The sequence below is a fragment of the Bradyrhizobium sp. RD5-C2 genome (genome assembly GCF_019972155.1).
Classification (GTDB): domain Bacteria; phylum Pseudomonadota; class Alphaproteobacteria; order Rhizobiales; family Xanthobacteraceae; genus Bradyrhizobium.
Window position 1 is genome coordinate 150526 of the sequence record NZ_BOVL01000021.1, and the last position, 23174, is coordinate 173699.

27 protein-coding genes are annotated in these 23174 nt (G+C 65.8%); 9 read left to right on the forward strand and 18 right to left on the reverse strand.

The window, feature by feature from the left end; genetic code table 11:
* From BraRD5C2_RS27980 to ftsE, 3 genes are all read right to left on the reverse strand, one after another.
* Positions 1-720 (reverse strand): YdcF family protein, encoded by a 720-nt coding sequence (locus BraRD5C2_RS27980; protein WP_223974213.1) that lies wholly within the window; start codon positions 718-720, stop codon positions 1-3.
* Positions 721-879: 159 nt separating this feature from the next.
* Complete coding sequence (locus tag BraRD5C2_RS27985; RefSeq protein WP_223974214.1) at positions 880-1851, reverse strand: cell division protein FtsX; 972 nt, start codon at positions 1849-1851, stop codon at positions 880-882.
* Complete coding sequence (gene ftsE, locus BraRD5C2_RS27990; protein ID WP_021079468.1) at positions 1844-2503, reverse strand: cell division ATP-binding protein FtsE; 660 nt, start codon at positions 2501-2503, stop codon at positions 1844-1846. Before ftsE ends, BraRD5C2_RS27985 begins: the two co-directional genes overlap by 8 nt.
* 166 nt (positions 2504-2669) lie before the next feature.
* Between ftsE and BraRD5C2_RS27995 the strand changes: the two genes are divergently transcribed.
* Positions 2670-3533 (forward strand): MJ0042-type zinc finger domain-containing protein, encoded by an 864-nt coding sequence (locus tag BraRD5C2_RS27995; protein ID WP_223974215.1) that lies wholly within the window; start codon positions 2670-2672, stop codon positions 3531-3533.
* A gap of 37 nt (positions 3534-3570) precedes the next feature.
* Positions 3571-3948, forward strand: coding sequence for a response regulator (locus BraRD5C2_RS28000; protein ID WP_223974216.1), 378 nt, complete (start codon positions 3571-3573; stop codon positions 3946-3948).
* A 108-nt stretch (positions 3949-4056) separates the two neighbouring features.
* On the opposite strand, the gene BraRD5C2_RS28005 is transcribed toward BraRD5C2_RS28000, so the two are convergent.
* Positions 4057-4371 (reverse strand): YrhB domain-containing protein, encoded by a 315-nt coding sequence (locus BraRD5C2_RS28005; RefSeq protein WP_223974217.1) that lies wholly within the window; start codon positions 4369-4371, stop codon positions 4057-4059.
* A 69-nt stretch (positions 4372-4440) separates the two neighbouring features.
* Positions 4441-7074: a TIGR02302 family protein gene (locus BraRD5C2_RS28010; RefSeq protein WP_374708053.1), complete on the reverse strand. Its 2634-nt coding sequence runs from the start codon at positions 7072-7074 to the stop codon at positions 4441-4443.
* Positions 7075-7245: 171 nt separating this feature from the next.
* Here BraRD5C2_RS28010 and BraRD5C2_RS28015 point away from each other — a divergent pair, with 171 nt between their 5' ends.
* On the forward strand, positions 7246-7629 hold the full coding sequence (locus BraRD5C2_RS28015) for a carboxymuconolactone decarboxylase family protein (protein WP_018268955.1): 384 nt from the start codon (positions 7246-7248) through the stop codon (positions 7627-7629).
* Positions 7630-7727: 98 nt separating this feature from the next.
* Entirely contained in the window at positions 7728-8639 is a 912-nt protein-coding gene (locus BraRD5C2_RS28020; protein WP_223974218.1) for an NAD(P)-dependent oxidoreductase, read from the forward strand.
* A gap of 163 nt (positions 8640-8802) precedes the next feature.
* Here the strand turns inward: BraRD5C2_RS28020 and lysA are convergent, their stop codons facing one another.
* The 3 genes from lysA to argH form a co-directional block, all read right to left on the reverse strand.
* The gene (gene lysA, locus BraRD5C2_RS28025; protein WP_223974220.1) at positions 8803-10068 is read right to left on the reverse strand and encodes a diaminopimelate decarboxylase; all 1266 of its coding nucleotides are present in this window, start codon (positions 10066-10068) and stop codon (positions 8803-8805) included.
* A 16-nt stretch (positions 10069-10084) separates the two neighbouring features.
* The gene (gene lptM, locus BraRD5C2_RS28030) at positions 10085-10354 is read right to left on the reverse strand and encodes an LPS translocon maturation chaperone LptM (protein ID WP_212318253.1); all 270 of its coding nucleotides are present in this window, start codon (positions 10352-10354) and stop codon (positions 10085-10087) included.
* Between the two features lie 92 nt (positions 10355-10446).
* A complete protein-coding gene (gene argH, locus BraRD5C2_RS28035) occupies positions 10447-11844 on the reverse strand; it encodes an argininosuccinate lyase (RefSeq protein ID WP_223974222.1) in 1398 nt (465 codons plus the stop codon).
* A gap of 128 nt (positions 11845-11972) precedes the next feature.
* Between argH and tlpA the strand changes: the two genes are divergently transcribed.
* Positions 11973-12653: a thiol:disulfide interchange protein TlpA gene (tlpA, locus tag BraRD5C2_RS28040; protein WP_223974224.1), complete on the forward strand. Its 681-nt coding sequence runs from the start codon at positions 11973-11975 to the stop codon at positions 12651-12653.
* On the opposite strand, the gene BraRD5C2_RS28045 is transcribed toward tlpA, so the two are convergent.
* The 3 genes from BraRD5C2_RS28045 to BraRD5C2_RS28055 all read right to left on the reverse strand — a co-directional run bounded on the left by BraRD5C2_RS28045 (position 12654) and on the right by BraRD5C2_RS28055 (position 13713).
* Entirely contained in the window at positions 12654-12842 is a 189-nt protein-coding gene (locus BraRD5C2_RS28045; protein WP_223974226.1) for a putative motility protein, read from the reverse strand.
* Positions 12843-12910: 68 nt separating this feature from the next.
* A complete protein-coding gene (locus BraRD5C2_RS28050; protein WP_223974227.1) occupies positions 12911-13129 on the reverse strand; it encodes a helix-turn-helix domain-containing protein in 219 nt (72 codons plus the stop codon).
* Between the two features lie 8 nt (positions 13130-13137).
* The gene (locus BraRD5C2_RS28055; RefSeq protein WP_223974228.1) at positions 13138-13713 is read right to left on the reverse strand and encodes a DUF2975 domain-containing protein; all 576 of its coding nucleotides are present in this window, start codon (positions 13711-13713) and stop codon (positions 13138-13140) included.
* Between the two features lie 85 nt (positions 13714-13798).
* On the opposite strand from BraRD5C2_RS28055, the gene BraRD5C2_RS28060 reads away from it, so the two are divergent.
* Positions 13799-14167, forward strand: a complete 369-nt coding sequence (locus BraRD5C2_RS28060; RefSeq protein WP_223974229.1) for a chlorophyllide reductase — start codon at positions 13799-13801, stop codon at positions 14165-14167.
* Between the two features lie 21 nt (positions 14168-14188).
* Here the strand turns inward: BraRD5C2_RS28060 and BraRD5C2_RS28065 are convergent, their stop codons facing one another.
* On the reverse strand, positions 14189-15046 hold the full coding sequence (locus tag BraRD5C2_RS28065; protein ID WP_223974430.1) for a LysR substrate-binding domain-containing protein: 858 nt from the start codon (positions 15044-15046) through the stop codon (positions 14189-14191).
* A gap of 105 nt (positions 15047-15151) precedes the next feature.
* On the opposite strand from BraRD5C2_RS28065, the gene BraRD5C2_RS28070 reads away from it, so the two are divergent.
* Positions 15152-15535, forward strand: a complete 384-nt coding sequence (locus BraRD5C2_RS28070; RefSeq protein WP_223974230.1) for a tautomerase family protein — start codon at positions 15152-15154, stop codon at positions 15533-15535.
* Positions 15532-16743 carry a pyridoxal phosphate-dependent aminotransferase gene (locus BraRD5C2_RS28075; RefSeq protein WP_223974231.1) on the forward strand — a complete coding sequence of 404 codons (1212 nt, stop codon included), beginning with the start codon at positions 15532-15534 and terminating at the stop codon, positions 16741-16743. Before BraRD5C2_RS28070 ends, BraRD5C2_RS28075 begins: the two co-directional genes overlap by 4 nt.
* 136 nt (positions 16744-16879) lie before the next feature.
* Here BraRD5C2_RS28075 and BraRD5C2_RS28080 read toward each other — a convergent pair whose 3' ends face one another.
* The 5 genes from BraRD5C2_RS28080 to BraRD5C2_RS28100 all read right to left on the reverse strand — a co-directional run bounded on the left by BraRD5C2_RS28080 (position 16880) and on the right by BraRD5C2_RS28100 (position 20643).
* On the reverse strand, positions 16880-17761 hold the full coding sequence (locus tag BraRD5C2_RS28080) for a 3-hydroxybutyryl-CoA dehydrogenase (protein ID WP_223974232.1): 882 nt from the start codon (positions 17759-17761) through the stop codon (positions 16880-16882).
* Between the two features lie 247 nt (positions 17762-18008).
* Positions 18009-18959: an electron transfer flavoprotein subunit alpha/FixB family protein gene (locus tag BraRD5C2_RS28085; protein WP_223974233.1), complete on the reverse strand. Its 951-nt coding sequence runs from the start codon at positions 18957-18959 to the stop codon at positions 18009-18011.
* Positions 18959-19708 carry an electron transfer flavoprotein subunit beta/FixA family protein gene (locus tag BraRD5C2_RS28090; protein WP_223974234.1) on the reverse strand — a complete coding sequence of 250 codons (750 nt, stop codon included), beginning with the start codon at positions 19706-19708 and terminating at the stop codon, positions 18959-18961. The genes BraRD5C2_RS28085 and BraRD5C2_RS28090 overlap by 1 nt, the downstream gene beginning before the upstream one ends.
* Before the next feature lie 117 nt (positions 19709-19825).
* On the reverse strand, positions 19826-20398 hold the full coding sequence (locus tag BraRD5C2_RS28095) for a cob(I)yrinic acid a,c-diamide adenosyltransferase (protein WP_223974236.1): 573 nt from the start codon (positions 20396-20398) through the stop codon (positions 19826-19828).
* A gap of 50 nt (positions 20399-20448) precedes the next feature.
* Positions 20449-20643: a twin transmembrane helix small protein gene (locus tag BraRD5C2_RS28100; protein WP_097673957.1), complete on the reverse strand. Its 195-nt coding sequence runs from the start codon at positions 20641-20643 to the stop codon at positions 20449-20451.
* 166 nt (positions 20644-20809) lie between these two features.
* On the opposite strand from BraRD5C2_RS28100, the gene BraRD5C2_RS28105 reads away from it, so the two are divergent.
* Positions 20810-21670 (forward strand): YihY/virulence factor BrkB family protein, encoded by an 861-nt coding sequence (locus BraRD5C2_RS28105; protein ID WP_374708055.1) that lies wholly within the window; start codon positions 20810-20812, stop codon positions 21668-21670.
* Here the strand turns inward: BraRD5C2_RS28105 and BraRD5C2_RS28110 are convergent.
* Entirely contained in the window at positions 21597-22892 is a 1296-nt protein-coding gene (locus BraRD5C2_RS28110) for an ATP-binding protein (RefSeq protein ID WP_223974239.1), read from the reverse strand. The two genes, BraRD5C2_RS28105 and BraRD5C2_RS28110, sit on opposite strands and share 74 nt — an antisense overlap.
* Positions 22893-23174 lie beyond the last annotated feature (282 nt).

Genomic DNA, 23174 nt, shown 5'->3' on the forward strand with positions numbered 1-23174 from the left:
TCAGTCCTTGTTCGCCTGCGCCGTTGCCGGGCGGCGCGGCGTAGCTGCCGGCTGCTCGGCGAGATCGGAGGTCAGGTCGAGGCCGATATCGGCCAGCCGCACCCGCATCTCCGCAGCGACATATTTGGCGTATTCCGATAGCAAGAGACGGAACGTTCCGCCACTCGTCCACCACGGCTCGTCGCGCCATTTGTCGCCGACGACCGCGAACGGGATCAGCGTGATATCCGGCATAGCATGTGACAGTTCCACGATCGCGCGCGGCATGTGGTAGTTCGAGGTCACCACGATCAGCGACTTGAAACCGCGTTCGTGCGCCCAGCGCCGCGTCTCCGCCGCATTGCTGCGGGTGTTGACCGCCGAGCGGTCGAGATCGACGCAGCACCGCATCAGCCCCTGGCTGTCCGGCACCGAGCGGGAAATGTCGTTGGCGTCGTTGGTCGGATGCACGCCGGAGATCAGCAGGCGCTTGCCGTAGCCTGCGGCCAACAGCTCCATCGCGTCGGACACCCGCGACGAGCCGCCGGTCAGCACCACGATGCCGTCGGCATTGTGCGGCGGATCGGTCTCGACGCCGCGCAATTGCGACAGGAAGCCGATGAAGCCGACCGCGGCGGCAATGAAGGCAAGCGCCAGCGGCACGACGACGACGACGCGCAGCCATCCGCGCGCCTGCGCGGCATGGCCTTTCGGCGACGTATCGTCGGGCTGCAAACTCATGTGATGCTGATATCCTTCCCCCAGGGGATTTTAGAGCATGATCCGGAAAAGTGGAAACCGGTTTTGCCCGGCCAGGGCAGCGCGGATCCGCGCGAAATCACATTCCGGCGACGACCCGCGATCACGAAACCGGCCCCATGATTGCGACGCCGTGGGCCGTCAGTCGATGTCGTCGAGCGTGGCGAACAGGGTGCGCCGCGACGCCCATGCGGTGATCGCCGCGATCAGCACCGCCTGCAACGCCAGGACGAGGTAGCCCGACGGACGCAGCGAGAACGTGCCGAGCAGGGCCGCGAACTGGTCGCCCACCGGCGTGCCGGAGAACCAGTTGGCGATCGACTCGGAGAAGCCAAACGCAAGCATCGCCGCGCCGCCGCCGATCAGCCCGCCCTCGAGGCCGAGCCGGAGGAAATGCCGCAGGAAGCGGTTGGCGATGAAGCTGTCGCCGGCGCCGACGAAATGCAGCACCTCGACGATCGGACGGTTGGACGCCATCGCGCCGCGGGTTGCGAACGACACCGAGATGATGGTGGCGATGATCACGAGGATCAGGATGCCGACGCCGGCAAACACCGTGGCGCCGGTCATCGAGCGCATGCGCTCGATCCAGGCGCGGTGATCGTCGACGCTGGCGGTCGGCGCCACCTGCGTCACCCGCGCGCGTAAGCCGGCGAGATCGAGCGTGGTGCCCGGCTGCACCCGCGCCACGATCACGCGCGGCACCGGCAGTTCGTCGATCGAGAGCCCGCTGCCGAGCCAGGGCTCCAGCAGCTTGGCGGATTCCTCCTTGCTGAACGGGCGGACCTCGAGAATGCCGGGCTGCGCCCGCATCGCCTCTACCGCGGCCTGCGCGTCGCGGTCGAGGTCGCGGCCCGGCGAGGGCCGCACCTGGATGGTGATCTCGCTCGACACTTCCGACTGCCATTCGGCCGCCGACGCGCTGACCAGCAGCACGGTGCCTGTCGTCAGCGAGGCGAGGAAGGTCATGATCGCGACCACCGCGACCAGCGCGCGGCCGGAGATCGAGGCGCGCGGCACGATCGGCGACATGTTGCGTGCGGTGGCCGGGACCTGCGGGCGCTCGCGCCCGAGATCGACCAACGACACTTTCTCGTCGCCGCTCCTACTCATAGATGTGCAGCCGTCCCTGATGCAGCACCAGCCGCCGCGCCTCGTATTGATCCATCAATGTAATGTCGTGGGTCGCGATGATAACCGCGGTGCCCGATTTGTTGAGCTCGATGAACAGCCGCAACAGGCGGCGTCCGAGCGTCGGATCGACGCTGCCGGTCGGCTCGTCCGCCAGCAGCAATTGCGGCCGCGAGATCACGGCGCGCGCGATCGCCGCGCGCTGCTTCTCGCCGCCCGACAGGATCGGCGGCAGCGCATCCATGCGCTCGCCGAGGCCGACCCATTTCAAGAGGTCGATCACCTCGCGGCGATAGGTCGATTCCTCGCGGCCCATCACCCGGAACGGCAGCGCGACGTTCTCGTAGGTCGTCATGTGGTCGAGCAGGCGGAAATCCTGCAGCACGATGCCGATCCGCTTGCGCAGGTCGGCGACCTGGTCCTTGCTCAGCAGGGAGACGTCCTTGCCGAACAGATTGACCAGCCCGCGGGTCGGCCGCAGCGACAGGAACAGCAGCCGCAGCAGCGAGGTCTTGCCCGCGCCGGACGGCCCGGTGAGGAACTGGAACGAATGCGCCGGGATCATGAAGGAGAGGTCGCGCAAAATCTCCGGGCCGAGCCCGTAGCGCAGACCGACATTTTCGAACCGAACCAATGCGCTAGCTCCGTTCGAGAGGGCCTGTGGCCCAATACCCAATACTGGCGGCCCGCCGAGCGGCCGCGAACCGCACAGAAAGCTTGTGCGTCGGTTATGGTTTCCGATTCGTTAACGGTCGCTCAGTAGCATCCGGGCATACCACACGGTGGAGATTCGGCTCCATATGCATATCGTTTGCCCGCATTGTACAACATCCTACGCCATCAATCCGGCCACCCTGGGTGAGGCCGGACGCACGGTCCGTTGTTCCCGTTGCCGCGAGGTCTGGCTGGCCCGGCCGGAGGACGCGATTGGGGCGACCGCACCGACTTTGGCCTATGAGGCCGCCGGCTCCAATCTCGCCGCCGAATGGGACGCGATGGGGCGCGAGGAGGCCGATACGACCCCGATGGTCGAGAGCCCCTCGATTTCGGCCGATTTACCCGCCGACGGGGACGCGGCCACGGAATGGCCGGCGGTGGCCGAGGCGGATGCCGCCGCCCATGCCGGCACCCAGGATGCCGCCGGAAAGCGCCGCTTCCGCCTGCCGCGGCTTCCCCAGCTGTTCCGCCTGCCCTCGCTGCCCCGGATTCCCTACATGCCGGTGATCGGCGCCCTGCCGACCACCTGCGCCGCGATGGGCGCGCTGATCATTGCGCTGTTCGTCTGGCGCAACGACGTGGTGCGGCTGCTGCCGCAGACCGCGCTGTTCTACAAGATGGTCGGGCTCGACGTGAATTTGCGCGGCCTCGCCTTCAGGGACCTCAAGATCACCAACGAGACCGTGGACGGCAAGCCGGTGCTGGTGATCGAGGGCATGATCGTCGGCCAGACCAGGAAGCCGGTCGAACTGCCGCGGCTGCGCTTCTCGGTCCGCGACGCCCAGGGCGCCGAAATCTATGCCTGGAATGCGGTGCTGGAGCAGCCGGTGCTCAATCCCGGCGAGCGTGCCTTCTTCAAGTCGCGCCTCGCCTCGCCGCCGCCCGAAGGCCGCAATATCGACGTACGCTTCTTCAACAAGCATGATCTCACCGGCGGCCGCGCCTGAGGCTGACGGCCACCACTTTCGGAAACCGACCATCACCATGACGCGTGTTCTGATCGCCGACGACGAAGACTCGATGCGCTCGCTGGTGGCCCGCGCCATCGCCATGGACGGCCACGAGACTGTGACCGCGCAGGACGGCGCCGAGGCGCTGGAGATGCTGACGCGCGACGAGGGCGCGTTCGACCTCCTGCTCACCGACATCCAGATGCCCGTGATGGACGGCATCGCGCTGGCGCTGACCGCGGCGCGCGATTTCCCGGAGCTGAAGATCCTGCTGATGACCGGCTTCGCCCACCAGCGCGAGCGCGCTTCGGGCCTCAATGCCATCGTGCATGATGTGGTGACCAAGCCGTTCTCGGTCGCCGATATCCGAACGGCCGTGGCCGACGCGCTGGCGGCGCGGAAGGCGAGCTAGGACGCGTATTTATAGCGCCGCGATGTCTGCTTAGCGCTCGATGGCGAAACAACGCGCGAGGCCCGGGATAGACCACCCGCACAACGCAGCTCGTTCAACCTTGTCTGCTCACCAAGTCGGAAGTTCCGGTGTGCGTTGAAGCGAAATGGGAGGGAGCGTTTTCTCGTACTCTTCCAAATAACGCTCCAGAGGCCTTGGTGCCCCCGCGACGCGTAGCTCAGACGTGCTCCTGTTCACGATGATCGGAGAGTTCCCGGCAAGCTGTGCCGAAGGCGTGCCATGGTCGAGAAACTCTTTGGATTGATAGAAGAATATCCAGCCGTATGGTTTCGTGATCGTGGCTTCACGCACAATGCGAGCCTGTCCCTCACAACAAATATCCACCCAAGCAGTTGCAAGTGCTGCCGCCTGATCGAAGTCCATTGTGTCAACGTCTCGTGGGCTGGATCGCCCGGTCGAGCCGGGCGATGACAGCGGAGGGGAATGGTGGGCTCAATAATCCTTCAGCAGCCGCTCGATGTAGTCGAGCTCGAGCTGCGGGCGTGACGGATCGGCGAGGCGGCGACGCAGCTCTTCGAGGATGCGGCGGACGCGCTGGACGTCGATCTCGCCGGGGATCTTCACCGTGTAATCGTCGCCGAATTCGCGGCCGTGCAGCGGACGGCCGAGCGGATCGGTCTGGTTGCCGCCGCTCTGCTGGCGGCCGGCGCGGTTGCCGGGGCCATCGCCGGGCTGGTCGCCGTCGCCCTGCTGCATCGCGTCGGCGAGGCTCTGCGCGCCCTTGCGCAGCGCATCCAGCGCGCGGCCTTGCGAATCCACCGCACCGTCGGCATTGCCCTCGCCAAGCCGCCCGGAGGCATCGCCCATCGCGGAATCGGCCTGGTCGAGCCCGTCGCCGTCGTCATCACCCTGATCGCCGCCCTGGTCGCCTTGCTGGGCCTGATCGCCCTTCTGGCCTTGCCCCTTCTGGCCTTGCCCCTTCTGGCCCTTCTGGCCGCGCTGCTCCGGTCCCATGCCGCGCTTGGCGAGCTCTTCCTGCAGCTTCTTCAGGCGGTCGCGCAGCGCCTGCTGATCCTGCTGCAGGTCGCCCATCGACTGGTCGCCCTGCTTGCCGCGCATCCGGTCGCGACGGGAGTCCTGACCCTGCTTGAAGGTCTTGTCGCGCAACTGCTGCTGCTTGCGGATCATGTCGCCGAGCTCGTTGAGCGACTGCTGCATGTCGTCGTCGCCCTGATTGGGCTGCGCCATCTGCAGGTTTTCCAGCATCTGCTGCATCTGTTCCAGCAACTGCCGCGCCGCATCCTTGTCGCCGGAGCGCGACAGCCGCTCCATGCGATCGAGCATGTTCTTGAGATCCTGCTGGCTCAGCACCTTGGCATTGGGATCGAGCGGGCGCGCGAGCTGCTGCGGGTTGTTGCGGAACTGCTCGACCATCTGGCGCAGGAAATTGTCCAGCGCCGCGCGCAGATTGTCGGTGAGCTTCTTGATCTCCTCGTCGCTCGCGCCGCGCTCCAGCGCCTGCTTGAGCGCGTCCTGCGCCGCGCGCAGCGCCTTGTCGACGTCACTGATGTTGCCGTCCTCGATGGTGACGGCGAGCGCCCACAGGCTGGCGACGACCTCGCGCAGCTGGTCGTCGGTGCGCGCCGCCTCGAGCTGGCGGCTCACGGTGTGGAGGCCGAGATAGTAGCCTGTCTCCGGCATGAACATTTCCGGCGCGATCATCAGCGCGTCGAGCGCGACGTAGACCTGGCCGTTCTGGTTGGCATCGAGCGCCAGGATACGGCGCTGCTCGATCAGCGCGCGCGCCAGGGGCTTGGTGAACAGCCGCTCGGGCAGCCGCATGTTGAAGGGCTCGCTCCTGCCCTCATTGCCGGCCTCGTCCTTGGCGGTCAGCGTCAGCGTCACGTCGGCGCCGGCGTAGGGGTCCTCGCTGAGGTCCTTGACGGTTTGGCCGACGCCGTTGCGGGTGCGCGCATTCGGCAGCACCAGCGGAAATTGCGGCGGCTCGAACAGCGGACGCGGCTGCGCGGCCTTGCCGTCGGCATCTTTCGGCGCATCGGCCGGCCGCGGCGCGAACTGCGCGCGGGCTTCGGTGACGCCGTAATCGTCCTCGAGCTTGTAGGACATCTGCAAGGCGCCGCGCGCCTGCCGCTCCGGATCCTTGGCGAGCGCAATCGACGGCGGGCGGTCCGGCGTCGCGGTGAACTTCCACTGCGGCTGGCCGGCCGGCGCGCGGACATGCGCGGTGCCGTCGCCGGTGATCTTGAAATGCCGCTCATTGGTGCCCTTGGGCGCCTGCCCCTCCGGCGCAACCTCGGCGACGCCGCCTCCGACCACGACGTCGATGGTGCCGCCGCTGGAGCGCACCAAAAGCGTGCTGCCGGCCGGAACCGCGAGCGGGGTGGCGTCGGCGGCGTTGGCGTCCTTGTTGGCATTGGACAGGATGATCGGCGGCTTGCCGGTGTAGTTCGGCGGCGTCACCCAGGCGTCGACCCGGACATTGGCCGGCGCCATGATGCCGTTCCAGTCGAACGCGGAGGCGACCCGCAGGCCGCGCTCGTCACCGGCGGCGACATAGGTCGCGACCAGCATCACGATGACCAGCGCGCGCAGCGCCCACGGATCGTGCAGCGAGACCCGCGGCCGCGGCAGCCCGGCGCGGATGCGCTTGATCGAGGCCAGCGTGCGCTCGCGCTGCGCCTGCCATAGCGCCAGCGCGAACGGATCCTTGTTGGTGAGCGTGTCGGAGAGCGTGGTCGCCGGGCGATGGCGGACGCCGGCGCCGCGGTCGAGCCGGCTCAGGCCCTCCTCGCGGCTCGGCCAGCGGAAGCGCAGCAGCGGCGCTAGCACCGCGAGCGCGGCAATGCCGAACAGGGCGGCGCCGGCCACGCGTGCGGCAAACGGCAGCACCAGCCACAGCCCGGCCCAGGACGCGACCAGGAACAGACCGGCGACCGTCAGGAACCGCGCCAGATGTGGCCACGCCCGTTCCCACGCAATCGCGAACTTTGCCCGCTGCAGAGCCTCGGTCAGCTTCAATTGCGTCAGCTTCAGCCGCGCGTCTGCATCGCTGTCGTTGACGGCGCGTGACGGGTTCTCAGACGGGTCGATGTTGGCTCCGCTCAACAATATCTCCGGGGTAGCCGGCAGGTCACCCTAGCACAGCGGCGGCTTTGAGGCACCCGTTCCGGCACGTAACCCACACCGGGAAATACGCATAACACGAAGGCGTGACTGCGGCGGTTCGACCCCGTAACGTCCCGGCCGAACCAACGCCTTAACGCATGAGGAAACGACATGGACCAGAAGACGCACGACAAGGGGCTCGAAATCCGCAAGGCGGTGCTCGGCGAGGCCTATGTCAACAATGCGCTGAAGAATTCGGACAGCTTCAACAAGCCGTTCCAGGAACTGGTCACGGAATATTGCTGGGGCGCGGTCTGGGGCCGCGAGGAATTGCCGCGCAAGACGCGCAGCATGCTCAACCTCGCCATGATCTCGATCCTGAACCGGCCGCACGAACTGAAGGCGCACATCAAGGGCGCGCTGACCAACGGCGTGTCGCGCGACGAGATCCGTGAGATCTTCATGCAAGTCTCGATCTATGCCGGCATCCCGGCCGGCGTCGACAGCTTCCGCATCGCGCGCGAGGTGTTCGCTGAACTCGACAACAAGGCGTGAGGCGCACGACGCCTCCGCATCGTCGTCCCGGCGAAGCCGGGACCACATCAAACGTGGGGCGCGCGGCTCGGCACATAAGGACGTAGAGGAAACGACATATGGAAATCGGATTCATCGGCCTCGGGAAGATGGGCTTCCCGATGGCGCGCCGGCTGATCGAGGCCGGCCACAGGCTCACCGTGTTCGACACGAGCAAGGAGGCACTCGACAGGCTGGTTGCGCTCGGCGCCGCAACGGCAACATCACCGAAGGACATTGCCGACCGCGTCGAGACCGTAATGGCGAGCCTGCCCTCGCTGCAGGCCTCGCTCGAGGTCGCAACCGGCGCCGGCGGCGTGATCGAGGGCAAGCGCGTCAAGCGCTTCATCGATCTCTCCACGGTCGGCTCGCAGATGGCGGTGAAGATCCACGATCTGCTGGCGAAGAAGAACATCGTGCAGATCGACAGCCCGGTCTCCGGCGGCGTCTCCGGCGCCGAGAAGGGTACGCTGGCGGTGATGGTGTCGGGCCCGCGCGCCGATTTCGAGCTGGTGAAAGCCGCGCTCGACGTGATCGGCAAGGTGTTCTTCATCGGCACCAAGCCGGGCTCCGGCCAGACCATGAAGCTCGCCAACAACTTCCTCTCGGCGACCGCGATGGTCGCGACCTCGGAAGCGGTGGTGATGGGCGTGAAGTCCGGGCTCGATCCGGCCGTGATGATCGACGTGATCAATGCGGGCTCGGGGCTCAACACCGCGAGCCGCGACAAGTTTCCGCGTTCGGTGCTGCCGCGCAGCTTCGACTTCGGCTTCGCCACCGGCCTGATGGTGAAGGACGTGCGGCTTGCGGTCGAGGAAATGCGCTCGCTCGGGCTGTCGATGGAAGTTGCCGAAGCGGTCGGCCGGCTCTGGGAAGTCATCATCCGCGACGAGGGACCGGAGTCGGACTTCACCGCGGCGATCAAGCCGATCGAGAAGGCCGCGGGCGTGATCGTCGGCGGTGGCAAGGGCGGCACTCACGCCGCAAAGTAACGCTGTCGTCCCGGGCAAGCGAAGCGCGACCCGGGACCTATAACCACTGGGTTTCGTGGCTTGGCTGAGCTGGAGCCCCAGCTCAGTACGACAATCGAGAACGGTGGTTATGGGTCCCTGCTTTCGCAGGGACGACACCGTTAGTGAGGCGCGATGCCGGCCATCACAGCCACGGCGCGGGCTTGTCCATTGCGATCAGCGCTTCGACGTCGATGCGTGGGCGGACCACGGCGTACTGGTCGTCCTTGACCAGCACTTCCGGCACCAGTGCCCGCGTATTGTAGGTGCCGGCCTGCACCGCGCCATAGGCGCCGGCGGTCATGATCGCCAGGAGATCGCCGGCCTTCGGCTGCGGCAGCGAACGGTCGAGCGCGAGATAGTCGCCGGTCTCGCAGACCGGGCCGACCACGTCGGCGACCATGGTCGGTGTGCCCTGCGCAGGCTGGCGCACCGGCAGGATGTCGTGATGCGCCTCATACAGCGTCGGCCGGATCAGGTCGTTCATCGCGGCGTCGATGATCACGAAGTTTTTGGCATCGCCCGGCTTCACATGGATCACGCGGGTGACGAGGATGCCGGCATTGCCGACAATCAGCCGGCCCGGCTCGAACATCAGCGTGCAGCCGAGATTATGCGTGACGCGTTTGACCATCGCGGCATAGGCCGCCGGCGCCGGCGGCGCGGCGCGGTCCATGTAGTAGGGAATGCCGAGGCCGCCGCCGAAATCGACATGCGAGATGTCGTGGCCGTCGGCGCGCAGCGTCTGCACGAATTCGGCGAGCAGCCGGAACGCCGCCTCCAGCGGGCCGAGATCGGTGATCTGGCTGCCGATATGCACGTCGGTGCCTGTCACCTTGATGCCCGGCAGCTTCGCCGCGCGCGCATAGACCTCGCGGGCGCGCGCGATCGGAATGCCGAACTTGTTCTCCGACTTGCCGGTTGAGATCTTGGCGTGGGTGCCGGCATCGACGTCGGGATTGACCCGCACCGAGATGCGCGCGGTCGTCTTCATCTCGACCGCAAGGCGCGACAGCATCTCGAGCTCGGGCTCGGACTCGATATTGATGCAGAGGATGTCGGCGGCGAGCGCGGCGCGCAGCTCGCCCTCGGTCTTGCCGACGCCGGAGAACAGGATCTTCGACGGCGGAATGCCGGCCGCGAGCGCCCGCTTCAGCTCACCGCCGGACACCACGTCGGCGCCGGCGCCGAGCTTGGCCAGCGTGCGCAGCACCGACTGGTTGGAGTTGGCCTTCATCGCGTAGCAGACCAGCGCCTTCTCACCGGCAAAGGCCTCGGTGAAGACGCGGTAGTGCCGCTCCAGCGTCGCGGTCGAATAGCAATAGAACGGCGTGCCGACGGCCTCCGCCAGTCCAATGAGATTGACCGCCTCGGCATGCAGCACGCCGTTGCGATAGTCGAAATGGTTCATGACACGCTTTTAGATATTAGTTGCCGAGCAAGGGATCGAGCACGAAAGACCGTTTATTGCCTTTCGACGCGGCCGGCGCGGCATCCGAGCCATAGGTCGGATTGAACACGCTGGGCTGGGCCGCGCGCTCGCTCTCGGTGTCGCCCGGTGCTGTGGCCGGCGCGGCGTTCGCGGTCGGCGGCAGGTCGAGCGGTCCCTTGCGGCCGCAGCCGCCGAGCGCAAGCGTTGCAGCGCTCAGCACAATGATGGCCCATCCCGAGGGGGTCAGGCGGTTCTTGCTAATCACGACGAATTCCCCAATTTGGGCGGCACCATACAAACATTGGCGTGCTCTGGCGAGAGGCGGAGGCCTGAGAAATCACGGCCAAATTTTCCGGATCAGCCCAATTTTCGCTCTTTTTCCAGCCGCTTGGCCCAGGCTTTGGCCTGGGCCATCACATTCTTCGGCGCCGTGCCGCCGAACGAGGTCCGGCTCTTGACCGAGGATTCGACGCTCAGCACCTTCAGCGCCTCTGCCGTAATCTTCGGTTCGACCTCCTGCATGGCCTTGAGCGGCAGCTCGTGCAGCGCCACGCCCTGTGCCGAGGCCAAGCCGACGATGCGCCCGGTCACGTGGTGGGCGTCGCGGAACGGCATTTTCAGGGTACGCACCAGCCAGTCGGCGAGGTCAGTCGCGGTGGCATAGCCCTCGCCGGCCGCGGCCTTCATCTTCGCCTCGTCCGGCACCAGATCCTCGACCATGCCGGTCATGGCGCGGATCGCGAGCGACAGCGCCTCGAACGCCTCCATGGCCCCCTGCTTGTCCTCCTGCATGTCCTTTTGATAGGCGAGCGGCAGGCCCTTCATCACGATCAGGAGCGCAGTGAGCGCACCGATCACGCGGCCGGTCTTGGCGCGTACCAGTTCGGCGGCGTCCGGGTTGCGCTTCTGCGGCATGATCGAGGAGCCGGTCGTGAACTTGTCGCTGAGCTTGACGAGACCGACCAGCGGCGAGGTCCAGATCACGATCTCCTCGGCGAAGCGCGACATGTGCACCGCGCAGATCGCAGCCGCAGACAGGGTTTCCAGCACGAAATCGCGGTCGGACACCGCGTCGAGCGAATTGGCCATCGGCCGGTCGAAGCCGAGCGCCCTGGCGGTCGCCGTGCGGTCGATCGGAAACGAGGTGCCGGCGAGCGCGGCCGCACCCAGCGGCGATTCGTTCAGCCGCTTGCGCGCATCGGCAAAGCGGCCGCGGTCGCGGCCGGCCATCTCGACATAGGCCAGGAGGTGATGACCGAAGGTCACAGGCTGCGCAGTCTGCAGATGGGTGAAGCCCGGCATCACGGTTCCGGCATGCTCCAGCGCGCGGGCGACCAGCGCCTGCTGGAACGCGGCCAGCGCAGCGTTTGTCTCGTCGATGGTGTCGCGGACGTAGAGCCGGAAATCGGTCGCGACCTGGTCGTTGCGCGAGCGCGCGGTGTGCAGCCGGCCCGCCGCGGGCCCGATCAATTCGGACAGCCGCGACTCGACATTCATATGGATGTCCTCGAGCGCGCGCTTGAAATCGAAATCGCCCTTGCCGATTTCTGACAAAATCGTGTCTAGACCTTTGCCGATATTTTTCGCATCAGCTGAGGTGATGATGCCCTGCGCAGCGAGCATCGCGGCGTGGGCCTTGGACGCGGCAATGTCCTGGGCATAAAGGTGACGGTCGACGTCGATGGAGACGTTGATTTCCTCCATGATGGCGTCGGGACGCTCCGAGAACCGGCCGCCCCACATCTTGTTGCTCATGACATCTCGCTCACGAATTTGTATTTCAGGCCGTGCTGTTTCTTTGGCCGTAGTGGCGAAACAGCATGGCGGTTCCGGACGTATTCCCGGCACTGCTTAGCCACATCTGACCCAGGATGACAAACGATATGCCCGAGACGACCCCATCCGAACCGACCGCCAAGCCGACGGCCAAATGGCACATCCCGCTGGTGATCGGCGCCGTGCTGGCCGGGGCCGTGATCGGCTATATCGGCGTCTCCGGCCTCAGGCATCCCGCCGGCGGCGACGTCGCCTGCAACAGCGCGGTGGATCTGGCGAAGAAGATCGCCCCGCTCGCCCATGGCGAGGTCGCGGCGCTGACCATGGCGACCACGCCGCTCCGGCTTCCCGACCTGACCTTCGAGGACGCCCACGGCCAGCCGAAGAAACTCTCGGACTGGCGCGGCAAGACGGTGCTCGTCAATCTGTGGGCGACCTGGTGCGTGCCGTGCCGCAAGGAAATGCCCGCGCTCGACAGCCTGCAAACCAAGCTCGGCGGCAAGGATTTCGAGGTGGTCGCGATCAACATCGACACCCGCGATCCGGACAAGCCGAAGAACTTCCTGAAAGAAGCCAATCTGACCAATCTCGGCTATTTCAGCGACCAGAAAGCCAAGGTCTTTCAGGACCTTAAGAACATAGGCAAGGCGCTGGGCATGCCGACTTCGGTACTGGTCGACGGCAAGGGCTGCGAAATCGCCAATATCGCCGGTCCCGCCGAATGGGCGAGCGACGATGCGATAAAGCTGGTGAAGGCGGCGCTGGCCCCGGCCGCGGCAGGGTTCTGATCAGGCGACCGCGTTGAGGTTGCCGCCGACGCCGGGACCGAGATTGGCGGTCGACGGCGAGCCGAGCAGGGTCTGAACCGCGAACTTTTCCGCATCGAGGTTCTGCTTGGTCACGCGGGTCGCGATCTGACCCTGCAGGTTTCCCTGCTGCATCGACAGGATGCTCGACACCATGCTCATCATGTCCATACGCGGCACTCCCAAACTTGCCTTTGCGTAGCGCGCGAAAGTTAATGCTTGGGTAACGCATGGCCGCGTCAGGCTGACGCATCGTCGCCCTCATGGCGCAACAGATCGCCGGGCTGGCACTTCAGATAGGTGCAGATCCGTTCCAGCGTATCGAACCTGACGCCCTTCACCTTGCCCTGCTTGAGCAGCGACAAATTGGCCTCGGTGATCCCGACAAATTCGGCGAGCTCCTTCGATTTCACGTTGCGCTCGGCGAGCATCACGTTGAGCCGGACCCGGATCGGCATCGAAAACCTCAGACGAATTGCGCGTGTTCATCGGCGATCGCATTGGCTTCGGCCATCACCCAGGCCGTCACCGCAACCAGACCCGCGAACAGCAGCGCCAGCAGCGTGTCGGAGCCGAGCGCGATGACGACGGACTTGCCCTGCGCGTAGGTTTGCCAGCTCAGCAGGATCGAGAGCAGCGCGCCGATCACGGGCTTCAGCAGGGTCGAGAGCAGCATCGCAATCGCGAGGTCACGCAACCCCGCGACGTTTGCCGCCGTGAAGAAGCGGCCTTGCGCGAACGACGTGAAAGCGCGGCGCACGCGCGACAAGCCCCAGATCAGACAGGCGAGCGGCAGCGCCGAGACCAGCAGACCCATCAGGCGGACCAGCCAGCCGATGGGATGGAATGCAATGCCGGTCAGCCCTGCATCGCGCAGGATCGCCTCATCCGGGCTCGCCAGCCAGTAGGCCAGCAATCCGACCGCGAGCACGAACGAGATGCCAGTGCACGCATAAGCGAGCACGCGACTAAGCGCGCGGATACGTTCGAGGCGGGCCGGCCGCGCGGATGGGGAAAGGTCTGACGAGAGGGACGCGGACATGGCTCAACCTCGGGATTGCTGTTCTAATATTATTGTTTTACGATAATTAATATCTGCAAGTCAACCTGCCTTAGGAGATGAGATTATGCTCGTTCGTCCCGCTCACGCGATCTGCGCCGTCCTTCTCTTGACGACAGCGGCGCATGCGCAGCCCTCGACGTCGCGCGGGCAGATCTCGGTCGCGCAGGTCAGGGCCATGCTGGACCAGGCCGCGACCAATCCGACCGCGCGGCAGACGCTGACGGCCTATCTGGCCGGCACCGGCGAAACCGCCGGCTGGCTGCTCGATGCCGCGCGCGGCATGCCGCCCTGCGCCCGGCGGCTGACACTCGACGCGCAGCAGGCGCGTGACGCGATCGCAAGCGCGGCGGCCACGGCAGCGACCGAGACACCGGCCACGCCGCTGATCATCCGCGACATGCTCAAGCGCGCGGGATGCCGCCTGACAGACTGAGCAGCGCTAATGCTTGCGAGGTCAGGCGGCGTTCGCCGCGAAGGCCGCACCGAGGGTGCGCAGAGCCTGCCGGGTCCGCGCATCCGACAGCTTTGAGTGAAGCATGACGTCGCGCGACGGCAATGGCGGCAAGCCAAGTCGCGGCCCGAGGTCGACGGTATCGGCCGGCGCCACCCGGCGCGCCAGCGCGGCAACGGCGAGGCCTGCGGATATCGCAGCGCCGATGGTCGAAAGCCCGCCACCGACGAACGCCTCGGTCCAGGCGATGCCGGCAGCGTCGAGCGTTTCGACCGCCATGGCGCGCACGCTGCAAGGCTCGGCTTGCGTCGCCAGGCGCAGCGGCTCACCGGGCCGATGGTGAAAATCGGGCGCGGCCATCCAGCCGAAAGGTTCTTCGAACAGCACGTCGCCGTCGCGGCGCTTGGCATCGTGGCGCAGCACGATCGCGGCATCGAGCCTTCCGTCGTCGAATGCGCTGAGCACCGAACGCGACGTATCGACATGCAGCTGGATCACCAGTCCGGGATCTGTGGTGTTCATCCGCTTCAACAGCGAGGCCAACTCCGATCCAACGATGTGGTGGCTGATGCCGACGACGAGTCGACGGTGCTCGACCGCAAACGACCCGAGCGCCGATTGATGCGCGGCTACCAGATTGCGCGCCGCGCCGAGGAAGGCAGTGCCCTCCGCCGACAGCCGAACCAGCCGCGGCGTTCGCTCCAGCAGCCGACGGCCGAGCCCATCTTCCAGCCGCCTGATCTTCAGGCTGACCGCGGACTGCGTGGTCTCCATGACCTGCGCCGCGCGCGTGAAGCTGCTGAGGTCGGCCACCAGGACAAAGGCCTGCACCGCCTCGACGTCGAGCGCCTTCATGATCATCCATTTAAAAATGAAATCATTGAAATACATTACAATACCATTTTTCAATGATCAACGAACTCCTAGGATCAGCGCAGTCAACGATTGCCACCAGGAGACAACATCATGCCGCTGACCCGCGTCTCACTGCGACGGGGCAAGCCCGCCGCCTACCGCAAGGCCATTCTCGAGAGCCTCTATCGCGCGATGCGCGAGACCTTCGATGTGCCGGAAGGCGATCGCTTCATGACGATCTCCGAGCACGATGACGACGATTTCGCTTATGGCGCGGCCTATCTCGGCATCAGGCGCAGCGACGATCTGGTCATCATCCAGATCACGGTCAGCAACACCCGCCCGGTGACGCAGAAACAGAAGCTCTATCGACGGATCGCCGAACGGCTGACGGAGAGTCCCGGCCTGCGCACTGAAGACATCTTCATCAATCTGGTCGAAGTGCTTCCGGAGAACTGGTCGTTCGGCAACGGCGAGGCGCAGTACGTCCGATGACCGCGACACCGATCCTCTCGCCGCGCATGAGCGGCATCAAGGCCTCACCCGCATCAGTGCTGCGCCGCCGCGCACGTGAACTGCGCGCCGTCGGGCGCGACATCATCGAGCTGTCGTCGGGCAATCTGGACTTCCCGACACCCAACCATGTGATCGCGGCAGCGCATGACGCGGCACTGCGCGGCGAAACCCGTTACACCGATGTCGACGGCACGCCTGAGCTGAAGCGGGCGGTGCAGGCCGCGCTGCTGCGCGACCATCATCTCGACTATCGGCCGGACGAGATCGTCATCACCAACGGCTCGACGCAAGCGCTGTTCAACGCGCTGCTGGCGACGCTGGCGCCTGAAGATGAGGTGATCATCCCCGCGCCGTACTGGGCGCCCTATCTCGATCAGGTGCGGATGGCGGGCGCAACGCCGGTGGTGGTGCCGTGCGCGCAGAACAACGGCTTCAAGCTGCGCGCGGAGGATTTGCAGGCGGCGATCTCGGCGCGAACGCGCTGGATCGTGATCAACAATCCGGTCAATCCTTCGGGCGCAGTCTATTCGACGGAGGATCTGGCTGGGATCGCCGTGATCCTCTTGCAGCATCCTGACATCTGGGTGCTGGCCGACGGGCTCTACGAGCACATCGTGTTCGACGGCCGGCCTGCGCCGACGCTTGCGCAGATCGAACCGCGCCTGAAGCCGCGGACGCTGACCGTCAGCGGCCTCGCCAAGAGCTACGCCATGATGGGATGGCGCATCGGCTATGCCGCCGGACCATCGGCGCTGATCCGCGCGATGATCACGATCCAGTCGCAGACCACGTCCGGCGCCTCGTCGATCAGCCAGGCCGCCGCGGTCGCCGCCCTCGAGGGCGCGCAGGACGTGCTGGCCGAGCGCGCCGCCATCCTTCGCGCGAGGCGTGACCGCTTTGCCGAACTCGTGAACGGATGCAGCGGGCTCTCCTGCACGCCGCCCGAAGGCACGTTCTATCTGCTGGTCGGTTGCGCCGGCGTGATCGGCAAGCGCGCTGCCGACGGCAAGCTGATTGCGACCGACCGCGATTTTGCGACTTGCCTGCTTGAACACGCCGATCTGGTGGTGTTTCCCGGCGAGGATCTCGGGTTGTCGCCCTATATCCGCCTCAGCTTCGCCAACCCGTCATCGATCATCGAGGAGGCCGGCAGGCGGCTGAAGCGCGCCTGCGAGGCGCTGCAATGACGGCGCACAGGCAAAGCCAGCGCCTGGCTCTAACCGCGCATCTGCTCGGACTTGGAGTTGGTGTGACGATGATTGCAGGTCTGGTGCCCGCGACGCTTGCGCTGCTGCGGGCATTGATCTGACGAGAGCGCGTGAATTACCGGGTCGGGACCGGTTTGTCGCCGCGGTAGTCGTAGAAGCCGCGCTGGCTCTTGCGTCCGAGCCAGCCGGCTTCGACGTATTTCACCAGCAGCGGGCACGGCCGATACTTGGAGTCGGCCAGCCCCTCATGCAGCACCTGCATGATCGACAAGCAGGTGTCGAGGCCGATGAAATCGGCGAGCTCGAGCGGGCCCATCGGATGGTGCGCGCCGAGCTTCATCGCGGCATCGATCGCCTCGACGTTGCCGACGCCTTCATACAGCGTGTAGATCGCCTCGTTGATCATCGGCAGCAGAATGCGGTTGACGATGAAGGCGGGGAAATCCTCCGAGACCGCGACCTGCTTGCCGAGCTTGGCGACGAACGCCTTGGCCGTGTCGAAGGTCACATCGTCGGTGGCGATGCCGCGAATCAGCTCGACCAGCTCCATCGCGGGGACCGGATTCATGAAATGAATGCCGATGAATTTCTCCGGGCGGTCGGTCGAGGCGGCGAGCCGTGTGATCGAGATCGAAGACGAGTTGGTCGCGACGATCGCTTCCGGCTTCAGCACCGCACAGACGTCGTGGAAGATCTTGCGCTTGGTCTCTTCCTTCTCGACCGCGGTCTCGATCACGAGATCGCAATCGGCGAGCGCATCGATGGTCTCGGCGGAGGCGATGCGGTCGAGCGCCTGCTTGCGCTCGCCTTCGCTGATCCCCTTCTTGGCGACCTGGCGGGTCAGATTGCCGTTGATGGTCGCCAGCGCCGACTTCAGCCGGTCGGCGGAGACGTCATTGAGCACCACGTCGAAACCGGCCAGCGCCGCCACATGGGCAATACCATTGCCCATCTGGCCCGAACCGATCACGCCGACCTTCTTGATTGCCACCGTCATCTTGTCATCCACCGGAACGGCGCGCATGTCGCGCCTGCCCAATTCCAACGATACCCGAAGTGAAGCCTTCCGGGTTGCCCAATCCGCCGGAAAACGTTTCCCGGGACCATGATGTGATTGCAGGCAATCACACCCCGATCCCATTTCCCCTGTCGGGCATGATCCTTCCGGAAAACCGTTTCCGGATCATTGCCTCGAAAATAACAACACCGGCCGGAGCTTAGCCACCCGGCCGGTGTCTTGTCGCTTACTTTCCGAGCTTGCCGAGTGCTTCGGTCAGCTCCGGAACCGCCTGGTAGAGGTCGGCGACCAGGCCGTAGTCGGCGACCTGGAAGATCGGTGCGTCCTCATCCTTGTTGATGGCGACGATCACCTTGGAGTCCTTCATGCCGGCCAGATGCTGGATCGCGCCGGAGATGCCGACCGCGACATAAAGTTCCGGGGCCACCACCTTGCCGGTCTGGCCGACCTGCCAGTCGTTCGGCGCATAGCCGGCATCGACCGCGGCGCGCGAGGCGCCGACGCCGGCGCCGAGCTTGTCGGCGAGCGGCTCGATGAACTTGGCGAAGTTCTCGCGGCTCTGCATGGCGCGGCCACCCGAGACGATGATCTTGGCCGAGGTCAGTTCCGGACGGTCGCTCTTGGCGACTTCCTCGCCGACGAACGTGGACAGGCCCGGATCGGCGGCGGACGCGGCGTTCTCGATCGCGGCGCTGCCGCCTTCGCCGGCTGCGGCGAAGGTCGAGGTGCGGACCGTGATCACCTTCTTGGCGTCCTTCGACTTCACGGTCTGGATCGCGTTGCCGGCATAGATCGGCCGCTCATAGGTGTCGGGCGCGACGACCTTGATGATCTCGGAGACCTGCATGACGTCGAGCAGCGCGGCGACACGCGGCATCACGTTCTTGAAGCGCGAGGTCGCGGGCGCGACGAAGGCGTCATAGTTCGGCGCCAGCGCGACGATCAGCGCGGCCAGCGGCTCGGCGAGGTCGTGCTCATAGGCAGGGCCTTCGGCCACCAGCACCTTCGCAACGCCGGCAAGCTTGGCGGCCGCTTCCGCCGCCGCCTTGGTGCCCTGGCCGCCACCGGCAACCAGCACATGAACGTCGCCGCCGAGCTGGCTCGCCGCGGTCAACGCCTTGTTGGTCGAGTCCTTCAGGGTCTCGTGGTCGTGTTCGGCAATCAACAGCGTCGTCATCAGAGAACCCCGGCTTCGGTCTTGAGCTTGTTCACGAGTTCGGCGACGTCCTTGACCTTGACGCCCGCCTTGCGGCCCGCTGGTTCCGCGGTCTTCAGCACTTCCAGACGCGGCGTCACGTCGACGCCGTAGTCAGCGACGCTCTTGTCGTCGATCGGCTTCTTCTTCGCCTTCATGATGTTGGGCAGCGACGCATAGCGCGGCTCGTTGAGGCGGAGGTCGGTAGTGACGATCGCCGGGCCCTTGAGCTTGATGGTCTGCAGGCCGCCGTCGACTTCGCGCGTGACCTTGAAGTCAGAACCATCGACTTCGAGCTTCGAGGCAAAGGTCGCCTGCGACCAACCGAGCAGCGCGGCCAGCATCTGGCCGGTCTGGTTCGAGTCGTCGTCGATCGCCTGCTTGCCGAGAATGACGAGGCCGGGCTGCTCAGCGTCGACCACCGCCTTCAGGATCTTGGCAACCGCGAGCGGTTCGACATTGCCTTCGGCCTTGACCAGGATGCCGCGGTCGGCGCCCATCGCAAGCCCGGTGCGAATGGTCTCGGAAGCCTGCGCCGGTCCGATCGACACCACCACCACTTCGGTCGCCTTGCCGGCTTCCTTCAGCCGCAGCGCTTCCTCGACGGCGATTTCGTCGAACGGGTTCATCGACATCTTGACGTTGGCGAGCTCTACGCCCGTCCCGTCGCTCTTGACGCGGACCTTGACGTTGTAGTCGACGACCCGCTTTACCGGCACAAGAACCTTCATCGATCCTCTTTCGCTTTGATTTTATGGGTTTCGGTTGGCTGGCGCGGAACCTAAAGGTCCCGTACCCCCCGGTCAACGCGGCAAAGCCAAAAAACCGTCCCCCGGTTTTGAACCAGTTTAGCGGTTCTGGCCCGGCACCCACAACACGTCACCGGCCCCTTTATTGTTCTGGAAGCGGCTGGCAACGAACAGGAAATCGGACAGCCGGTTCATATACTGGATGCCAGCGGCATTGACCGTCTCGTCCGGCCGCGCGGCGAGTTCCACCATCATCCGTTCCGCGCGGCGACATATCGTCCGGGCGAGATGCAGATATGCAGAAGCCGGCGTCCCGCCGGGCAGCACGAACGAGGTCAGCGGCGCAAGCTGGTCGTTCAGGCTGTCGATGTCGCGCTCGAGCCGCTCGACCTGGCTCGCCAGCATGCGCAGACGCTCAGCCTTGCCCTCGCGCTCGGGCACCGCAAGGTCGGCGCCGAGATCGAACAAATCGTTCTGGATCCGGCCGAGCATCGCATCGACCTCGGGACCTTCGGCCAGATGCAGCCGCACCACGCCGATCGCGGCATTGGTTTCGTCGACGGTGCCGTAGGCGGCAACCCGCAGATCGTATTTCGGCCGCCGTTCGCCGGAGCCGAGCGCGGTGGTGCCGTCATCGCCAGTGCGCGTGTAGATCCGATTGAGAACGACCATGGCCGTGATCTCCTAAGGTTTGCGCATCGCGCACGTCGCTCGAAACCGCCCTACCGCCCCATCGCCCAGACCGCGAGCATCGCGATGACGATGGCGACGAACTGCAGCAGCACGCGCAGCCGCATCAGCTTCTGCGATGTGTTCGGCGAGCCGCCCTTCATCATGTTGACGAGGCCGAGCAGGAGCACCAGCGCGACGGCGCCGACGGCGATGGGAAGAATGATCGTGCTGAGGACAGATGTCATCTGCGGTACATAACACCGCAGGACGCGGACTTCCACACAGGCGGCGCATGCAACCAACTGGCTTTTCACCGCGTAATATCAGATGCTGGGCCCGTCCTCGGACCGAGCGGTTATCGACAATGCCGGGTGGAATGTGAAGCAGCTTCGTTACGTCTACGACGTCGTGATGGATGCCTTTTACACGTTCCTTGCTGATGACGGCTGGGCGATCGCGAGCCACATCGCGCTGTCGACCCTGATGGCGCTGTTTCCGTTCCTGATCGTGCTGACGTCGGTGGCCGGCTTCTTCGGCTCCAAGGAACTTGCCGACCAGGCCGTCGGACTGTTGCTGCAGGTCTGGCCGCAGCAGGTCGCCGAGGCGCTGTCCGGCCAGATCCACGACGTGCTGACCAACACCCGCGGCGACATCCTGACCATCGGCGCGGTGCTCGCGGTGTACTTCGCCTCCAACGGCGTCGAGGCGCTGCGGGTGGCGCTGAACCGCGCCTATGCCGTGATCGAGCCGCGGCGCTGGTACTGGCTGCGGCTGGAATCGATCGGCTACACGCTGGTCGCGGCGTTCACCTCGCTTGCGATGGCGTTCCTGATCGTGCTCGGCCCGCTGATCATCGAGGCGGCGCGGCGCTATATCCCGTTCTTCGTCGAATCGAATGAGAGCCTGCTCAACACCGCCCGTTACGGCATCACGGTGCTGGCCCTGGTCGTCGCGCTCTTCATCCTGCATGCGTGGCTGCCCGCGGGCCGCCGCGGCTTCACGCAGATCCTGCCCGGCATCATCTTCACCATAGTGGCCTCGCTGATCTCGGGCATCGGCTTCGGCATGTATCTGGCGCGCTTCGCCAACAACTACGTCACGATGTATGCGGGGCTCGCCTCGGTGGTGATCGCGCTGGTGTTCCTGTATTTCATCGCCGCGATCTTCGTGTTCGGCGGCGAGCTGAACGCGGCGATCATCAAGTCCCGGCTGCCGCGCGGCGTGCCGCTTCAAGCAGCGCAGTCGCGAGTGCGCGCGGAGAAACAGGTTTGACCAGGAAGGCATCGGCGCCGGCGGCGCGCGCCGCGGCCTCGTCCTCGGCGCGACCGGAGATCCCGACGATCACGATGCGGCCGTGCGGCGGCGGCAGCGCGCGGATGCGCTTGATCGCCTCGACACCGCCGATGCCGGGCAGCACCATGTCCATCAGCACGGCGTCGAAGGCCCCCTGTCCGAGCCGGTCGGGCGCGCCCTCGCCCTGGCCGATGAATTCGGTATGGTGACCGAGCTCGGTCAGGATCGTGTTGAGCACGACGCGACCGAACGGATTGTCCTCGACGCTGAGCAGCCGCAGCCCCTGCGATGACGGCGTCGCTGCGCCTTCGCTCGAGGACGCGCCGACCGGTCCTGCGGCTGAAGCCAGCATAACGTTGAGCGTGAAGACGGTGCCGCCGCCCTTGCGCTGGGCCACGACGACGTCGCCGCCCATGGCGCGCGCGAGCTGCTCGACCGAAGACAGGCCGAGCCCGGCGCCGCCGAACCGCGCGGCGATCGAGACATTAACCTGCGAGAATGGCCGAAACAGGCGCTTGACCTCCGATAGCGTCAGGCCGATGCCGCTGTCGGAGATCGCAAAGGCAACGCCGATCCTGCCGTCCGCCTTTCCCTTGACCGATCCCTTGCCCGACCCCTTGGCCGCGCGCGCCGGCGCGACGTGCAGCTCGATGCTGCCCTGCTCGGTGAACTTGACGGCGTTGTCGATCAGGTTCTCCAGCGCCGCCCGCAGCCGGACGGGATCGCCGACCGCAAATGCCGGCAACTTGGCGGAGATCTCGACCGAGGCCCGCAATCCCTTGGCTGCGGCGCGGCCGGCCAGCGAATCCCCGGCGTGGCGCGCCAGCGTGCGGAGGTCGAAGAAGTCCTGCCGGATCTCGAGCCCCGGCCCCTCGCTCCGGGCAGCATCGACGAACAGGGTCGCAAGGTTAGCCAGATGCTCGGCGCCGGCCTTGATGGTGTCGACCCAGCGCCGCTCGCGCTCGTCGAGACCCGACGTCGCGAGCAGGTTGCTGATTGCGAGGATTCCGGTCAGCGGGGTCCGGACCTCATGGGCAAAGGCGGCAAGCGCAGTCTCGACCATGCCGGGACCGGCCTTCGGCGCAGTTCGCTTACGGCCCGGCTTCGCGACCGTCTTGGTGACCGTCTTGGCGATGCGGGTCTTCGACGGCTCGCCCTTGGCTCGCCGCTTGCTGCGCCCTCCGCGCGATACTTTCGCCATGATCTCCGTGACCCCGCCCCGCGGGCAGCATGGCATGCCAGGAGCGGCAGAGTCACGGCGCCCTTTGGGTGAAGCCAAGGCAAGTCACGATGATGGTAACCAGTCCATCCACCCGCGGTACCTCACCCGCTTGCGGGCAGGGCTGTCGCACATGGCACTTGGCTGACAGACTTACGCGATAGCCTGCCGTCGCAGGGACGCGCCGCCAAAATATCGAAAACAACCCCATGCAAAGTAGCCGGCGTACCGGCGTTCGACACCGCAACTTGACACGTCGGGCAA

What these genes read in the sequence shown, in the direction of transcription:
- BraRD5C2_RS28000 (WP_223974216.1), top strand. Translation starts at nt 3,571, where the DNA reads ATGACGCGTGTTCTGATCGCCGACGACGAAGACTCGATGCGCTCGCTG.
- BraRD5C2_RS28105 (WP_374708055.1), top strand. Translation starts at nt 20,810, where the DNA reads ATGGATGCCTTTTACACGTTCCTTGCTGATGACGGCTGGGCGATCGCG.
- BraRD5C2_RS28045 (WP_223974226.1), bottom strand. Translation starts at nt 12,842, where the DNA reads ATGGACATGATGAGCATGGTGTCGAGCATCCTGTCGATGCAGCAGGGA.
- tlpA (WP_223974224.1), top strand. Translation starts at nt 11,973, where the DNA reads ATGCCCGAGACGACCCCATCCGAACCGACCGCCAAGCCGACGGCCAAA.
- BraRD5C2_RS28110 (WP_223974239.1), bottom strand. Translation starts at nt 22,892, where the DNA reads ATGGCGAAAGTATCGCGCGGAGGGCGCAGCAAGCGGCGAGCCAAGGGC.
- BraRD5C2_RS28085 (WP_223974233.1), bottom strand. Translation starts at nt 18,959, where the DNA reads ATGACGACGCTGTTGATTGCCGAACACGACCACGAGACCCTGAAGGAC.
- BraRD5C2_RS27995 (WP_223974215.1), top strand. Translation starts at nt 2,670, where the DNA reads ATGCATATCGTTTGCCCGCATTGTACAACATCCTACGCCATCAATCCG.
- BraRD5C2_RS28065 (WP_223974430.1), bottom strand. Translation starts at nt 15,046, where the DNA reads ATGATCATGAAGGCGCTCGACGTCGAGGCGGTGCAGGCCTTTGTCCTG.
- argH (WP_223974222.1), bottom strand. Translation starts at nt 11,844, where the DNA reads ATGAGCAACAAGATGTGGGGCGGCCGGTTCTCGGAGCGTCCCGACGCC.
- BraRD5C2_RS28055 (WP_223974228.1), bottom strand. Translation starts at nt 13,713, where the DNA reads ATGTCCGCGTCCCTCTCGTCAGACCTTTCCCCATCCGCGCGGCCGGCC.
- BraRD5C2_RS28020 (WP_223974218.1), top strand. Translation starts at nt 7,728, where the DNA reads ATGGAAATCGGATTCATCGGCCTCGGGAAGATGGGCTTCCCGATGGCG.
- lysA (WP_223974220.1), bottom strand. Translation starts at nt 10,068, where the DNA reads ATGAACCATTTCGACTATCGCAACGGCGTGCTGCATGCCGAGGCGGTC.
- BraRD5C2_RS28050 (WP_223974227.1), bottom strand. Translation starts at nt 13,129, where the DNA reads ATGCCGATCCGGGTCCGGCTCAACGTGATGCTCGCCGAGCGCAACGTG.
- BraRD5C2_RS28100 (WP_097673957.1), bottom strand. Translation starts at nt 20,643, where the DNA reads ATGACATCTGTCCTCAGCACGATCATTCTTCCCATCGCCGTCGGCGCC.
- BraRD5C2_RS28060 (WP_223974229.1), top strand. Translation starts at nt 13,799, where the DNA reads ATGCTCGTTCGTCCCGCTCACGCGATCTGCGCCGTCCTTCTCTTGACG.
- BraRD5C2_RS28070 (WP_223974230.1), top strand. Translation starts at nt 15,152, where the DNA reads ATGCCGCTGACCCGCGTCTCACTGCGACGGGGCAAGCCCGCCGCCTAC.
- BraRD5C2_RS27985 (WP_223974214.1), bottom strand. Translation starts at nt 1,851, where the DNA reads ATGAGTAGGAGCGGCGACGAGAAAGTGTCGTTGGTCGATCTCGGGCGC.
- BraRD5C2_RS28080 (WP_223974232.1), bottom strand. Translation starts at nt 17,761, where the DNA reads ATGACGGTGGCAATCAAGAAGGTCGGCGTGATCGGTTCGGGCCAGATG.
- BraRD5C2_RS28075 (WP_223974231.1), top strand. Translation starts at nt 15,532, where the DNA reads ATGACCGCGACACCGATCCTCTCGCCGCGCATGAGCGGCATCAAGGCC.
- BraRD5C2_RS28090 (WP_223974234.1), bottom strand. Translation starts at nt 19,708, where the DNA reads ATGAAGGTTCTTGTGCCGGTAAAGCGGGTCGTCGACTACAACGTCAAG.
- BraRD5C2_RS28015 (WP_018268955.1), top strand. Translation starts at nt 7,246, where the DNA reads ATGGACCAGAAGACGCACGACAAGGGGCTCGAAATCCGCAAGGCGGTG.
- BraRD5C2_RS27980 (WP_223974213.1), bottom strand. Translation starts at nt 720, where the DNA reads ATGAGTTTGCAGCCCGACGATACGTCGCCGAAAGGCCATGCCGCGCAG.
- BraRD5C2_RS28095 (WP_223974236.1), bottom strand. Translation starts at nt 20,398, where the DNA reads ATGGTCGTTCTCAATCGGATCTACACGCGCACTGGCGATGACGGCACC.
- BraRD5C2_RS28005 (WP_223974217.1), bottom strand. Translation starts at nt 4,371, where the DNA reads ATGGACTTCGATCAGGCGGCAGCACTTGCAACTGCTTGGGTGGATATT.